We start from the raw sequence: 14489 nt of genomic DNA, 5'->3' as shown, positions 1-14489 counted from the left end.
AGGATAGCTGCATGACTACGTCCACAGATCACGACAACGCCTTGATTCTATTGGCCCATGGGTCACGTGACCCGCGCTGGCGCGAACCCTTCGAGGCACTGGAAGCCACACTGGCTTCCCGCCTCAAGCGCCCGACACGCCTGGCCTATATGGAACTGTGCGATCCGCTGCTGACCGACACCATCGATGCCCTGGCGGCAGACGGTGCCGCGCGTATCGACATCCTGCCGCTGTTCTTCGCGGCCGGCCGTCATCTGCGTGAAGACGTGCCCGCCATGCTGGAAGGCTCGCAGCGCCAGCACCCCGACTGCCCCATCAGTCTGCTTGACCCGGTGGGTGCACATCCGGCCTTTGTCGAGGCCTTGATCCAGATTGTGGAGCAACAGGACAACGCCTAGACGGCCGATTTCATGACGGGACCTTCGGCGTCAAAGGCGCTGTGATGCACCTTCAAAACATGCGCACCGGGGATGCGACGCAGCTTGCCTCTTGTCAGGCTCTGGCGGCTGCGCCATCCTGATGCCCACATGTACAGCTAGTGCACAAGATGCATTGCCGGTATCCCACAGCGCCCCAAGTGACGACACTTCAACTTTACCCTGTGTGTCGTCCTCACCTGTGCTTCACCCGGGATGCCTCGTCACCGCCAGAGGTAACACCATTCATGACTGACAAGGCCACGGAAACTGCCAGTTCGCCGCTGTTTCCGATCCGCGAAGTCTCTCGCCTGACCGGCGTCAATTCGGTCACGTTGAGAGCCTGGGAACGCCGCTACGGACTGATCGAGCCCCGCCGTACGCCCAAGGGGCATCGCCTGTATGCCCGCGAGGACATCGAGCGGATCGAACACATCCTGCAGTGGCTCAACCGCGGAGTACCTGTCAGCCAGGTACGCGAGCTGCTCGACCAGCCGCAGCCGGAAAGCACGCCGATGCCGGACGAAGGCAGCTGGAGTGGCCAGCAGCAGCTGGCGCTGGCCGCCATCGACGCCCAGGACGAGGCGCGCCTGGCCGAGCTGTACAACCAGAGCCTGGCGCTGTACCCGGTCAGCAGCGTGGTCGAGCGCCTGTGGCGTCCGCTGCTCGAGCAGCTCGAGGAGCGCGGTACCGCCACCTTTGGTACCCGCCTGGCCCAGTGCTTCTTCGAGAGCTTCCTGCGCTCGCGCATCGGTGCCCGGCTGGTGTTTGCCAATCAGGAGCGTCACGCCCCGCACATCACGCTGACGCGCCTGCCGGAAGAACCGGGCCTGAGCTGGCTGCTGCTGTTCGCGCTGGTCGCCAGCGACGCCGGCTATCACGTCAGCCTGCTGGATGGCCCACTGCCGCTGGCGGAGTTGCCGCTGGCCGCAGAGCGCCTGCAGGCACAGGCCGTGGTGCTGGTCGGCACCCAGGCCGAGCGCTCGGATGTCATGCGCCGTCAGTTGCCGCGGGTCGCAGAACAATTGAGCGTGCCGCTGGCCATCGCTGGCCCGGCCGCCCAGATTCGCCAGCAGGAGCTGGTAGACGGGCCCATTGAAGGCCTGGGGGCCGACCCGATTCAGGCGGTCGCTCGCCTGAGGTCCTTGATGGCACGTTGATCGCAGGCTCCTGCTCGGCATTGGTTTCACCGATCGCCAAGGAGCCCCGATGTCATCTGACTCACCATCCGCCTCTTCCCCCGCCTCCGCACCAGCGGGGGCTCCCCTGCAGCTGGTCTGGCTGCGCAGTGACCTGCGCGTACACGACAACACTGCTCTCTCGCAGGCCGCCGCACGCGGCCCGGTCGTGGCCGTCGTCGCCCCCTGCCTGGCGCAGTGGGTCGAGCACGGCCACGGCGCCAACAAGCTCGACTTCCTGCGCCGCGGCCTGCATGTCCTGCAACAGGCACTCGCCGGCTATCACATCCCGCTCAAGGTGCTCGACTGCGACACCTTCGCTGAGGTGCCCGAGGCGCTGGCCGCGCTGTGCGACGAGCTTGGTGCCCAGGCCCTGCACTTCAACGACGAATATGCCGTCAATGAGCGTGAACGGGACAGGCGCGTGCGTGAGCGCCTTGCCGAGAGCGACGTCCACCTGCATCGCTACACCGACATGCTGGCCTTCACGCCCGGCGAGCTGCTGACCGGCAAGGGCGATTACTACGGCGTCTTCACGCCCTTCTCCAAGCGCTGGCACAAGGAAGTCGATACCCGTCGTCTGGCGCTGAATGAGGCACCTGAAGTGCAAGCCACGCCCCGTGACGCCCAGGGGCGCGAGATCCACGGCGACGCCATCCCGCCACTGCCCGAGACGCTCAAGGGCAAGCCGGCGACAGCGCTGGACGCCGAGCTATGGCCGGCCGGCGAAGAGGCCGGGCAGGAGCGTCTGGAACGCTTCCTGACCTTCCGCGCGCGCCGCTACCACGAACAGCGCGATATCCCCGCCACCCGGGGCACCAGCGAGCTCTCGCCCTATCTGGCGCTGGGCATGATCTCGGCCCGCCAATGCTACGCCGCCGTACTGGCAGAGAACGGCAGCCTCGCCGATGGCGATGTCGGTCTGACCAGCTGGGTCAACGAGCTGATCTGGCGTGAGTTCTATCAGCACATCCTGGTCGGCTTCCCGCGCGTCAATCGCCACCGCCCCTTCCAGCGCCACACCGAAGCCCTGCAGTGGCGCGATGACGACGCAGGCTTTACCGCCTGGTGCGAGGGCCGTACCGGCTACCCCATCGTCGATGCCGCCATGCGTCAGCTGGTGCAGACCGGCTGGATGCACAATCGCCTGCGCATGGTGACGGCGATGTTCCTCACCAAGCATCTGCTGATCGACTGGCGGCGTGGCGAGGCCTTCTTCATGACCCATCTCGTCGATGGTGAGCTGGGCGCCAACAATGGTGGCTGGCAATGGGCGGCCTCCACCGGCACCGATGCCGCGCCCTATTTCCGAATCTTCAATCCGACCACCCAGGGCCAGCGCTTCGACAAGGACGGCGAGTTCATCGCGAGCATGGTGCCGGAGCTGGCCGAGCTGCCGGCCAAGCGGCGCCACCAGCCCAGTGCGGATGACTGCCAACAGACGGGCTATCCACGACCGATCGTCGACCACAAGGCCGCCCGCCAGCGGGCGCTGGATACCTTCAAGGCGCTGTCAAAAAGCGAATGACCCCTCAAGCGGCCTGCTGATCTTCAGCAGGCCGCTCTTGTATCCCGCCCCTTCAGGAGCATTGCCATGCAATCGCTACCCGACGAGATGAGCCCGGCCCTGACTCGGGTATGTCGTCTTTACGAAAAGCTGGACAAAACCTCTACAGAACTGCTCAAATCAGTCTACAGTGACGATATCGTCTTTCGCGACCCCCTGCATGAAGTCCGCGGCCTGACGGCACTCAACGCCTATTTCTCAGGGTTGTACATGAATGTCGCCGCCATCGACTTCGTCTTTCATCACCCGCTGGGGCCGATGCAAGCGCAAGACGCCGGCCCTGCGGATGAAGGCAATGCGGATGAAGGCAATGAACAGGGACTTGCCTGGCTCAGCTGGACGATGACCTATCGCCATCCCCGTCTGAACGGGGGCAAGGACATCAGCGTGCAGGGCGCCTCACGCCTCGAGTTCCGAGACGGGAAGGTCATCCAGCACCGTGATTTCTTCGATGCCGGTGAGCTGCTCTACGAGCAGGTGCCCGTACTGCGCAACGTGATCGGCCTGCTGAAACGTCGCATGGACTGAGCAGCAAGAGGGTTGAGCCCTGGCGACATCCATACGGACACGCCCGGCGTTCTCTGAGTCAGTGCCATGCAGATTCGCCAGGCCAGGCAGGCAAGGCGCAGACACGCAGACACAGTCAGGCACGCCAGACACACACATGCCAAGGAGGGGAAATGGCCAGTCATGGTTCGAGCACCACATCGACGACCGCAAAGGCTCGCAAACGCATCTGGCTGACCGGAGCCAGCTCCGGCATCGGCGAAGGGCTGGCACGCCGGCTACTAGCGGATGGCCACCGGGTCGCCCTGAGCGCGCGCTCCGCCGACAAGCTGGAGGCTATCGCAGCCGATGCCGAGCAAGGCCCCGGGGAAGCGCTGGTCGTGACGCTCGACCTCACCGACCGTGAGGCCATCCGCGCGGCGGCCAGCCAGATAGAGGCCCGCTTTGGTGGACTCGACCTTGCACTGCTCAACGCTGGCACCTGCGAATATCTGGATGCACGGGAATTCGAGGCAGACCTGGTCCACCGCGTGTTCGCGACCAACTTCCAGGCCGCCGTGGATGTGATCGAAAGCGCCTTGCCGCTACTGCGCATGGCAGCGGCAGACGGCGGTGAGCGACCGCAGCTGGCAGCGGTCTCCAGTGCCTCGGCCTACCTGCCGTTGCCACGCGCGGAGGCGTATGGCGCCTCCAAGGCCGCGGTGAGCTACTTCCTGGAGTCGCTGCGACTGGACCTCGACAATCAGGGCATCGATGTCAGCGTGATTCACCCCGGCTTCGTCAAGACACCGCTGACCGAGCGCAATGACTTCCCGATGCCGATGCAGGTCACTGTCGATCAGGCGGTCGAGGCGATCGTGGCGGGGCTCGCGCGTCATCGGCTCGACATCCATTTCCCGCGCCGCTTCACGCTGCTGGTCAAGTTGCTGGGCATCCTGCCCGCCCCCTTGCGACGCAGCATCGGTCTACGCATGACCCGCGACTGAGTGCGCGGCAGGCAAACCCGACGAGGCCTGCCCGCGCCGAATACCCGGCAACGCTTCTGCTCATGACGACATGGTGCGTTCTTCTTCTGGAGTGGCATGAACACGACAACGACCTACGCGACAGCGCCTCTACCCCGCCAGCGCATTGCCGTCATCGGCAGCGGCATCAGCGGCATGTCAGCGGCCTACTACCTGAGTCGTAAGCATGAAGTGCATGTCTTCGAGTCAGCCGAGCGCCTGGGCGGCCACACCGCCACCATGGATGTGCAGTGCGCCGATGGCAGCGACTGGGCCATCGACACCGGCTTCATCGTCTTCAATGACCGCACCTACCCGCATTTCCAGCGCCTGCTGGAACGTCTCGACGTGGCCTATCAGCCCACCGAGATGAGCTTCTCGGTGCACACCACCGCCGAGGACTTCGAGTACAACGGCCATACCCTGCTGTCGCTGTTCGCCCAGAAGCGCAATCTGCTGCGCCCGCGCTTCTATCGCCTGCTGCGCGACATCCTGCGCTTCAACAAGCAGGCTGCCGCCGATCTGGACGACGGCAAGCTCGCCGAGGGCGCGACCCTGGGCAGCTACCTGGATGCCAATGGCTACTCGCAGGTTTTCCGTGAGCATTACCTGCTGCCGATGGGCGCGGCGATCTGGTCAGCCAGCATCGCGGATATCGCGCAGTTCCCGCTGCTGTTCTTCGTGCGCTTCTTCCGCCATCACGGCCTGCTGTCGGTCAATGACCGCCCACAGTGGTTCACGCTGGTCGGTGGCTCGCGCGCCTATATCGCACCGCTGACCGAAGGCTACGCCGAGCGCATTCGCCTCAACAGCAAGATCACCCGGGTCCTGCGCGACGTCGACGGCGTGACGCTTGAGCATGCCGATGGCCACCGTGAACGCTTCGACCAGGTGGTGATGGCGTGTCATGCGCCGCAGGCACTGGCGCTGCTCGGCGATGCCAGCGAGCAGGAGCGCGCGGTGCTGGGGGCGATCACGACCCAGCGCAATGAGGTGGTGATGCATACCGACACCTCGCTGCTGCCCAGGCGCAAGGCGGCCTGGGCGAGCTGGAACTACCGCCTCGACGGACGCGACGACGCCCAGCGGGCCAGCGTCACCTACGACATGAACATCCTGCAACGCCTTGATGAGCGCGAGCACCCGCCCCGCGAGACCTTCTGCATCACGCTCAATGACAGCGACGCGATTGATCCCGCTCGGGTGCTGGGCCGTTATGCCTACGACCACCCGCGCTTCACGCTGGCCGCCGAAGCCGCCAAGGCACGCTTCACGCAGATTTCCGGCGCGCAGGCCAAGGCGGAGGGCGCGGTGGGCCGCACCCATTTCTGTGGCGCCTGGTGGCGCAATGGCTTTCACGAGGATGGTGTATGGAGTGCGCTGCGGGTCGCCGAGGCACTGGGTGCGCGCGAGGCAGACGATTGAAGGCGCCCGCCAGCCGCATCGGCTATGGCACGCTGCGCCACCGTCGCCACGCGCCACGCCAGCATGCCTTTCGCTATCGCGTCGCCATGGCGTGGCTGGCACTGGATGAGCTGCCGACGCTGATGGCCGGCAAGCGTCTGGTGAGTGCCAGTCACGCCGCGCCACTGGCCTTTCGCGACAGTGACCATCTGCCGGCCGCGGTCCACGACATTGCCGATGGCCCACTCGAGGAACGGGTGCGCGCCGCCTGCCAGCGCGAGCTTGCCCGCAATGGCGATCACGCACCGCTGCCGCAGGGGCGCATCTTCCTGCTGACCCAGCTGCGCCACTTCGGGATCGGCTTCAACCCGATCCGCCTCTATTACCTCTATCACGCCTCAGGCCAGCTGGGCGCCGTGCTCGGTGAGGTAACCAATATCCCCTGGGGAGAGCGCGTACTGTATGCCGCCCGCACGGACCCGCAGCGACGCATGCAGGCGGCGCAGTTCGACAAGCGCATGCATGTCTCGCCCTTCATGCCGATGGGCATGCGTTATCACTGGCGCTTCAACGACCCCAGCGCGGATGAGCTGTTGCTGCACATGGAAAACCATCCCCTCACCGGGGATACGGCGCGGAAAGCGCAGCACTCGCTGTTCGATGCCAGCCTGAGCCTGCATCTGGAACCGGCTACCCCGCGCGCCTTTCATCGCCTGCTGCTGCGTTTCCCCTGGATGACGCTCAAGACGGTCGCAGGCATTCATTTCGAGGCGCTGCGTCTGGCGCTCAAGCGCGTGCCGATCTTCGACCATCCGCGCTCGCCGTCTTCATCATGAGGAACTCATCATGAGCCAATTCGAACCCGCTCCCCCCACACTGGCCACGACCCGGGCGCAGGCAGACCGCCTGACTCGGCTGCTGCGGCCACGCCTGCTGCGCATGCTCGACAAGCTCGAGGGTGGCAGCCTGACGGTGCTGGAAGGCCGTGAGCGCCACGTGCTGGGCAAGGGCGGCGCGCGCAACGTCACGCTGCGTATCCATGACTCACGCGCGTGGCGGCGCATGGCGCTGGGTGGCACCGTCGCGGCGGCGGAGGCCTACATGGATGGCCAGTGGGAGACGGATGATCTGGTCGGGCTGGTGCGCCTGTTCGCCTACAACCTCGAACAGGTCAATGACTCGGTGGACAGCGGGACGTCGCGCCTGTCCAAGTGGGCGCTGAGCGTCGCCTACGCGCTGGCGCGCAATACGCTGGCGGGTTCGAAGCGCAATATCTCGGCACATTACGATCTCGGCAATGATCTCTTCGAGCTGTTTCTCGATCGCGAGCACCGCATGTATTCCGCGGCGGTGTTCCCCTATCCCGAGGCCAGTCTGGAGGCGGCCTCGACCCACAAGCTGGAGAAGCTGTTCAACCTGCTGGAACTCGGGCCGCAGCATCACCTGCTGGAAATCGGCACCGGCTGGGGCGGGCTGGCGATCCATGCCGCAAGAACACGTGGCTGCCGCGTGACCACCACGACCATTTCCGATGAGCAGCACGCCTATACCAAGGCGCGTATCGCCGCGGAAGGGCTGGAGGATCGCATCACGCTGCTCAAGGAAGACTACCGGGCACTGGAAGGCCGCTTCGATCGCATCGTCTCGGTGGAGATGATCGAGGCGGTCGGCCATCAGTATCTGCCGACCTACCTGAAGACCCTCGAGCGCCTGCTCGAGCCGGAAGGCCTGATCGCGCTGCAGGCCATCACGATTCGCGATCAGCGCTTCGTGGCCGCCAGCCGCGAGATGGACTTCATCAAGCGCTACATCTTCCCCGGCGGCTTCCTGCCGTCCCATGCGGCGATTCTCAGCGCCATGCAGCAGGACACCCAGCTGAACCTGTTGCAGCTCGAGGATATCGGCCTGCACTACGCCGCCACGCTCAAGGCCTGGGGGCAGCGCTTCGAGGCGCGTCTCAGGGAGGTCTATGCGCAAGGCTACGACGAGCGCTTCGTGCGCATGTGGCGTTACTACCTGGCGTACTGCGAGGGGGGCTTCCGCGAGCGCACCATCGGCACCTGTCAGCTGCTGCTGGGGGGACCGGGGGCGCGTCCGGTACAGGCGGGGCTCCAGGATTGGGACGCCTGAACTTGCTGTCCGAGCGCCCTGGAGCACTGCTCAATGCCGGGCTCTTCCAGCTCGGCTGGTTCTGCTGCGTGCTGGGCGGCTCGACGGCCGCCCTGCTGGCCACGCCGCTGATATTGGCCGTGCATCTGTGGCTGATCGTGCCGATGGGTGAGCGCCTGCGCGAGCTGCGCTGGCTGGCCGCCTTCGTGGCGCTGGGGATGGTGGTGGATGGCAGCCTGTCACTGGCCGGCGGCTACACCATCACCTCGGACACGCCTGACTGGGCGCACTGGCTGCCCCTGCCTGTCTGGATGTGGTGTCTGTGGCCGCTGTTCGCCAGCACGATCCATCATGCGCTGCGCTGGCTGTGGCAGAGGCCCTGGCTTGCGGCGGCTGGCGGTGCCATCAGTGCGCCGCTGTCCTATTACGGCGGGGGGCAGCTCGCCAATGTGACCCTCGCCGACTGGCTGCTACCGGCCCAGGCGCTGATCTGGGGCTGTCTGTGTCTGGGTATCGCACGCCTGCAGGGACATGCCGAGCGCGTCTGAGCGCCTCAGGCGGCCTTGATGGCCAGATTGCCGGCCTCGTAACCGTTGAGCCGCTCGATGACCTCCCCCGCAGGCGCCGGCCGCGAGAAGTAGAACCCCTGGATCCAGCCGCAGCCATTCGATACCAGATATTCACGCTGCTCGGCGGTCTCGACGCCTTCCGCGATCATCTCCATGCCCAGGCCCTTGGCCATCGCCAGCACCGCCATGGTGATGGCGGCATCCGCACGCTCACCGGGCAGGCTGCGGATGAAGGCGCGATCCAGCTTGAGCTTGTCCACCGGCAGGTCCTTCAGATAGGCGAGTGACGAATAGCCGGTACCGAAGTCATCCACCGCGATCTGGTGGCCGCGAGCGCGTAGTGCCGCCAGGCGCCGTGAGACGTCGCCGGCACGCTCATCCAGCAATACCGATTCCGTCAGCTCCAGCCCGATGGAGCTGGCAGGCACGTCATACTCCATCAACAGGCCCGCCAGCGAGGCCTCAAAGCCACCCTGGATCAGCTGCAAGGCCGAGACATTGACCCAGATGCACAGGCGGTGACCGGCACGCCGCCAGCTGGCCTGCTGCTGTACTGCCTCGCGCAGTACCCAGTTGCCCAGGCGCAGCATCAGGCCGTGGCGCTCGGCCAGCGGCACGAATTCGGCCGGTGAGATTCCCCCCCGCAGCGGGTGCTTCCAGCGCAACAGCGCCTCGACACTCGCGACCTTGCCGGTGCTGGCGTCGTGCTGACATTGATAGTGCAGCTGCAATTGCCCCTGGCTCTCGATGGCGACCCGCAGGTCATTCGCCAGCCCCAGTTGCAGGTCACCGCCCGCATCCAGTGCGGGTTGAAAGCGCATGTCGGTATTGCGGCCATGTCGCTTGGCGGCATACAGGGCACTTTCCAGACGCTGCATCAGCACATCGGCATCAGCGCCATCCTCCGGGGCGCGGCAGCTGCCGATCGACAGCGCAAGGTGCAGCGCCTGATCGCCGATCTCGAAGGGCTTGGTCAGCACCTGGCGCAGCTCATCCACCCAGGCGGTATGCTCGCCACCCGCCGTGGAACGCAGAATCACGAATTCGTCGCCGCCGATGCGTCCGACCACGCCGCCCCGCGCCAGCGCCGTCAGACGCTGGGAGAACTGCTGCAGCAGACGATCGCCCCCTTCCGCGCCCAGGGCATCATTGATGCTCTTGAGCGCATCGATATCGATCAGTGCCAGGTCCATCGCCTCCCCGGCGCGCAGGCCATTGAGGCGACTGACCAGCAGGTCGCCCAGCCGTCGGCGATTGGGCAGGCCCGTCAGGGAGTCTTCCAGCCCCAGACGCTGCAGGTCCTGCTCGCGCGCCTTGTGGCGGGTGATATCGGTAAAGAGAGCGACATGAAAGACGTCGCCGCCCTGCTCGATACGGCGTGCCCGCAGCCACTCGGGGTATTCATCCCCCTGCTTGCGCCGGTTCCAGACCTCGCCCTCCCAGTGGCCATTGACCTCGAGCGCCTGGCGATAACGGGCGTGAAACTCCTCGTCATGGCGCCCGGAAGACAGCAGGGAAGGGTTGCGACCAATGATCTCTTCCGGTGCGTAACCGGTGATATGACTGAAGGCGGCGTTCACGGCCAGCACCCGATTGTGGCGATCACTGATCACCAGACCATCACTGCTCAGGTGCACGGCGGCTTCCAGCAGCTGGCGATGCAGCAGCTGGCGACGACGCTGGCGCGCGATGTCCAGCCCCGCCAGAACGGCGGGCAGCAACGCGGCAAGACGCAGCTCGAGCCCCGGCAACCAGGGCAGCGCTATCAAGGCAACGAGCGCCCCGATGATCAGGGGCCGATTGAAGTGGGCTTGCGGCCACATAAGCAGCTCTCGGTGGAAGGGGTCATCGGGGATGATCCTGCATTTGCAGGCAGCGGGCCACTCTCGGCACGACTCCAGCGGATTGCGACCGATGCAGGCAAAGGGAATCGCGCGCGAATCACACACTAGCTCCTATCGACCACTTTCCCCCCAGCTGTAGGACTTATTTGCACCCGCCCTTGCTGCCCTTTAGTCTGGCCCCCACGTGCATTCAGGGGTGCCAGCCATTAGACTAGCCCCATTCAGGCGCTCAGGTGCCTCGTACGGCATTACCATCCCGCTACTCGGAATGACTCAGTGACCAAGCAACACTCCTTTACTCGCGACGAGCTGCTGGCCTGTGGCCAGGGCGAACTCTTCGGCCCGGGCAATGCGCAACTGCCTGCTCCCAACATGCTGATGCTGGATCGCATCACTCACATCAGTGAGGAAGGCGGTAGCCACGGCAAGGGTCAGCTGATTGCTGAGCTGGATATCTCTCCGGACCTGTGGTTCTTCGACTGCCACTTCCCGGGTGATCCGGTGATGCCGGGCTGCCTGGGCCTCGATGCCATGTGGCAGCTGGTAGGCTTCCACCTCGGCTGGCTGGGCAATCCGGGCCGTGGCCGCGCGCTGGGCTGCGGCGAGGTCAAATTCTCTGGCCAGGTGCTGCCGACCGCCAAGAAAGTGACCTACACCATCAACATCAAGCGAGTCATCACTCGCAAGCTGATCCTCGGCATCGCCGATGGTACAGTGACAGTTGACGGTCGCGACATCTATCAGGCCAACGACCTGCGCGTCGGTCTGTTCACCTCCACTGCGAACTTCTGAACGGGAGGCTCCCATGCGTAGAGTGGTAGTCACCGGGCTGGGCATTGTTTCCTGCCTGGGCAATGATCGCCAGCAGGTCCTGGAATCGCTCCGCGAAGGACGTTCTGGTATCCGCCGCAAAGAGGAATACGCCGAGCTGGGCTTCCGTAGCCACGTGGCCGGCGTTGTCGACATCAATCTCGAAGACCACATCGATCGCAAGCAATTGCGCTTCATGGGGGATGCTGCGGCCTATGCCTACATCTCCATGGCGCAGGCGATTGCCGATTCCGGTCTCACCGAAGAGCAGGTTTCCCACGAGCGTACCGGCCTGATCGCCGGTTCCGGTGGCGCTTCCTCCGCGAACCAGGTCGAGGCCGCAGACGTGATGCGCGCCAAGGGCCTGCGTCGCGTCGGTCCCTACCGCGTCACTCGCACCATGGGCTCGACCGTCTCTGCCTGTCTGGCCACGCCGTTCAAGATCAAGGGCATCAACTACTCGATCTCCTCGGCCTGTGCCACGTCTGCCCACTGCATCGGTAGCGCCGTGGAACAGATCCAGCTGAACAAGCAGGACATCGTGTTTGCCGGTGGTGGTGAAGAAGAGCACTGGACCCTGTCCTGCCTGTTCGACGCCATGGGCGCCCTGTCCACCAGCTACAACGACACGCCGGAAACCGCGTCTCGCCCGTACGACAAGACCCGTGATGGCTTCGTCATCGCAGGTGGCGGCGGCATGCTGGTGCTCGAGGAGCTGGAACACGCCAAGGCACGCGGCGCGAAGATCTACGCCGAAGTGACCGGCTATGGCGCGACCTCCGATGGCCACGATATGGTGGCACCGTCCGGCGAAGGTGCAGCACGCTGCATGCGTCAGGCGATGGCGACCGTGAATGGCGATATCGACTACATCAACACCCACGGCACCTCGACGCCGGTGGGCGATGTGGCCGAGCTCAAGGCCATCCAGGAAGTCTTCGGCGCCGCCAGCCCGGCAATGAGCTCGACCAAGTCGCTGACGGGTCACTCGCTGGGCGCCACTGGCGTGCAGGAAGCCATCTACTCCATGCTGATGATGGAGAACGACTTCATTGCCGCGTCTGCCAATGTCAGCGAGCTGGATGACCGCGCCGAAGGCCTCGACATCGTCACGACCCGTCGTGATGGCGTCAAGATCGACCGTGTGCTGTCCAACAGCTTCGGCTTCGGTGGCACCAACGCCTGCCTGATTCTGGAACGTTTCCAGGACTGATTCAGCACGCGTTCAGCAGACATGCAGTCTGCGGATATGCGCTGGTGTGAGACACGAAAAGGCCGCCCTTCGGGGCGGCCTTTTTGGTGGCTGTCCGGTGCTCGCTGGCGGGCACCGGATGCAGCAGATGAGCAAAAGAGAAAGCGCCAGACCGTCAGGCGCCGACGCTATCGGCCGCCGCTTCCTCTTCCAGCGGCGGACGCTGGACGCTGGAGATTTCCTGCAGCTTGGTCTCGACCCAGGCCTCGACATCGGCGATCACCGCATCCGGCTTGCGCCCCGTCGTCTCGATGGCCGGGCCATAGGCGACATGGATGGTGCCCGGGCGCTTGATCCAGCTGTCATTGGGCCAGATCTCACCGGCATTGTGCGCCACCGGCACCACCGGCACGCCGGCACGGCAGGCAATCGCGGCACCGGACTTGTTGAACTTCCTGCGCGTCCCCGGCGCGATGCGCGTGCCTTCCGGGAAGATCAGCACGGTAAAACCGTCCTTGAGGCGCTGGGTGCCCACTGACAGCACCTGCTTGAGCGCCTTGGACGGCTGAGTACGATCCAGCGGAATCGGTTCCAGCAGTTTCAGCCCCCAGCCGAAGACCGGAATCTTCAGCAGCTCCTGCTTGAGCACGGTGCATAGCGGGCGCTTGGCCACCTGCAGATAGATGGTTTCCCACTCGCTCTGGTGGTTGGCCAGCAGCACGCAGGCCCCCTCAGGCAAGGCGTCACGTCCAGTCACCTGCACCTTCACGCCGCAGGTCAGACGGAACCACCACAGCACGATATGGTTGTAGCTATGCAGGACACGGTAGCGCGCCTGTAGCGGAAGGCAGGCCGCCAGCGGCACCAGCACCACGGCGCTGAGCAGCAACGCCATGAAATAACCTACATAAAACAGCACGCTACGCAGCGCATTCACAGGCACAGTCTCCACAGGTCAGATCGAATCAGGGCGAGATGAGCCGGAGGCGCGCTGCGCGATCCAGTCATCCATCAGGCGGGATAGTTCGAGGCGCCACGGCTTCTGATGCACACCGAAGGTGTCCAGCACGCGACGGCAGTTGAGCACACGCCGCAGCGGCGTACCGGCGTTGAGGGTCAGCGCCTTGAGCGGGCCCGCGGCCACCGTCTCGCCCAGCCCCTCGAGGCGAGTGATCAACTGGGTGCGTACGACACTGACGAAGGCGTAGGTGCTGATGGGCTCGGTGCCGGCCAGATGGTAGGCCCCCCAGGCACCCGCACCGCAGCGCTGTTGCTGGAGCATGCCGATCAACGCCATCGCCACGGCATCGACACTGGTCGGGCACAGGATGACGTCCTCGGCGGCACGTACCTCTTCCCCCGCCAGCAGGCGCTCGATCAGCGTCGGCAGCCAGGCATCACGCCCTTCCGGACCAAACAGCGGGCCCAGACGCACGATCAGGTGATTCGGCAGCTCGGCACGGATGCGGTCACCGGTCGCGATGACGCGGCGCAGCGCCGTATCGATCGGCGAGGGCACCTCGTCCTCGTCGAGCAAGCCTTCGCCGCCCTGCTCGAACATCTGATCTGCCACGCACCACACCAGCGGTGTGCCGGTCTCGATGCAGGCGGCCAGCACTTGCTCCACCGCCTCGGCATGCGCCATCACCTCGGCAGGTGCGGAATCGGCCGGGCGTGCGAACGGCGGCACGATGACGACATCCGCCTGGCTGGCGCGGATGTCATCGGCGCCAATACGGTCAGACTCGACGGCGTTGAGCTCAAGATCGGCGCGCGTACCGGCAGCACGAATCAGACCCAGGCCAAGACAATGCCCGGCATCTAGCAGCAAGAGTTTCACAGGCAGGCTCCAGCAAACAGGCGCATCGCCGCAAGAGGCGACGATGCAA

General features: G+C 65.0%; 14 protein-coding genes. 11 read left to right on the top strand and 3 right to left on the bottom strand.

What is annotated here, in order from left to right; translation table 11 throughout:
* Nucleotides 1-11: 11 nt before the first annotated feature.
* The 9 genes from QD280_RS16780 to QD280_RS16740 all read left to right on the top strand — a co-directional run bounded on the left by QD280_RS16780 (nt 12) and on the right by QD280_RS16740 (nt 8733).
* Nucleotides 12-398: a CbiX/SirB N-terminal domain-containing protein gene (locus QD280_RS16780; RefSeq protein WP_279840048.1), complete on the top strand. Its 387-nt coding sequence runs from the start codon at nt 12-14 to the stop codon at nt 396-398.
* A 149-nt stretch (nt 399-547) separates the two neighbouring features.
* Nucleotides 548-1576 (top strand): MerR family transcriptional regulator, encoded by a 1029-nt coding sequence (locus tag QD280_RS16775; RefSeq protein ID WP_326998975.1) that lies wholly within the window; start codon nt 548-550, stop codon nt 1574-1576.
* 49 nt (nt 1577-1625) lie between these two features.
* A complete protein-coding gene (gene phrB / locus QD280_RS16770) occupies nt 1626-3122 on the top strand; it encodes a deoxyribodipyrimidine photo-lyase (RefSeq protein WP_279840047.1) in 1497 nt (498 codons plus the stop codon).
* A gap of 66 nt (nt 3123-3188) precedes the next feature.
* Nucleotides 3189-3689 (top strand): nuclear transport factor 2 family protein, encoded by a 501-nt coding sequence (locus QD280_RS16765; protein WP_279840046.1) that lies wholly within the window; start codon nt 3189-3191, stop codon nt 3687-3689.
* Between the two features lie 152 nt (nt 3690-3841).
* On the top strand, nt 3842-4654 hold the full coding sequence (locus tag QD280_RS16760; protein WP_279840045.1) for an SDR family NAD(P)-dependent oxidoreductase: 813 nt from the start codon (nt 3842-3844) through the stop codon (nt 4652-4654).
* A 96-nt stretch (nt 4655-4750) separates the two neighbouring features.
* Entirely contained in the window at nt 4751-6097 is a 1347-nt protein-coding gene (locus QD280_RS16755) for an FAD-dependent oxidoreductase (protein ID WP_279834910.1), read from the top strand.
* Nucleotides 6094-6912 (top strand): DUF1365 domain-containing protein, encoded by an 819-nt coding sequence (locus QD280_RS16750; RefSeq protein ID WP_279840044.1) that lies wholly within the window; start codon nt 6094-6096, stop codon nt 6910-6912. Before QD280_RS16755 ends, QD280_RS16750 begins: the two co-directional genes overlap by 4 nt.
* A gap of 10 nt (nt 6913-6922) precedes the next feature.
* Nucleotides 6923-8206 carry a cyclopropane-fatty-acyl-phospholipid synthase gene (locus tag QD280_RS16745; protein ID WP_279840042.1) on the top strand — a complete coding sequence of 428 codons (1284 nt, stop codon included), beginning with the start codon at nt 6923-6925 and terminating at the stop codon, nt 8204-8206.
* Complete coding sequence (locus tag QD280_RS16740) at nt 8194-8733, top strand: DUF2878 domain-containing protein (protein ID WP_279840041.1); 540 nt, start codon at nt 8194-8196, stop codon at nt 8731-8733. The genes QD280_RS16745 and QD280_RS16740 overlap by 13 nt, the downstream gene beginning before the upstream one ends.
* Nucleotides 8734-8738: 5 nt before the next feature.
* On the opposite strand, the gene QD280_RS16735 is transcribed toward QD280_RS16740, so the two are convergent.
* Complete coding sequence (locus tag QD280_RS16735) at nt 8739-10577, bottom strand: GGDEF domain-containing phosphodiesterase (RefSeq protein ID WP_279840040.1); 1839 nt, start codon at nt 10575-10577, stop codon at nt 8739-8741.
* Between the two features lie 297 nt (nt 10578-10874).
* Here QD280_RS16735 and fabA point away from each other — a divergent pair, with 297 nt between their 5' ends.
* Nucleotides 10875-11390 carry a 3-hydroxyacyl-[acyl-carrier-protein] dehydratase FabA gene (fabA, locus tag QD280_RS16730; RefSeq protein ID WP_043334808.1) on the top strand — a complete coding sequence of 172 codons (516 nt, stop codon included), beginning with the start codon at nt 10875-10877 and terminating at the stop codon, nt 11388-11390.
* A gap of 13 nt (nt 11391-11403) precedes the next feature.
* Nucleotides 11404-12621, top strand: a complete 1218-nt coding sequence (gene fabB / locus QD280_RS16725; protein ID WP_043334810.1) for a beta-ketoacyl-ACP synthase I — start codon at nt 11404-11406, stop codon at nt 12619-12621.
* A 154-nt stretch (nt 12622-12775) separates the two neighbouring features.
* Here the strand turns inward: fabB and QD280_RS16720 are convergent, their stop codons facing one another.
* Together QD280_RS16720 and QD280_RS16715 are read right to left on the bottom strand one after the other, a co-directional pair.
* Nucleotides 12776-13495, bottom strand: coding sequence for a lysophospholipid acyltransferase family protein (locus tag QD280_RS16720; RefSeq protein ID WP_279840039.1), 720 nt, complete (start codon nt 13493-13495; stop codon nt 12776-12778).
* A 60-nt stretch (nt 13496-13555) separates the two neighbouring features.
* Nucleotides 13556-14440 (bottom strand): sugar nucleotide-binding protein, encoded by an 885-nt coding sequence (locus QD280_RS16715; protein WP_213114260.1) that lies wholly within the window; start codon nt 14438-14440, stop codon nt 13556-13558.
* Nucleotides 14441-14489: the final 49 nt, after the last annotated feature.

The organism is Cobetia sp. 1AS1 (assembly GCF_029846435.1).
GTDB classification, from domain to species: domain Bacteria; phylum Pseudomonadota; class Gammaproteobacteria; order Pseudomonadales; family Halomonadaceae; genus Cobetia; species Cobetia amphilecti.
This window is presented reverse-complemented; position numbering and strand designations above follow the sequence as displayed.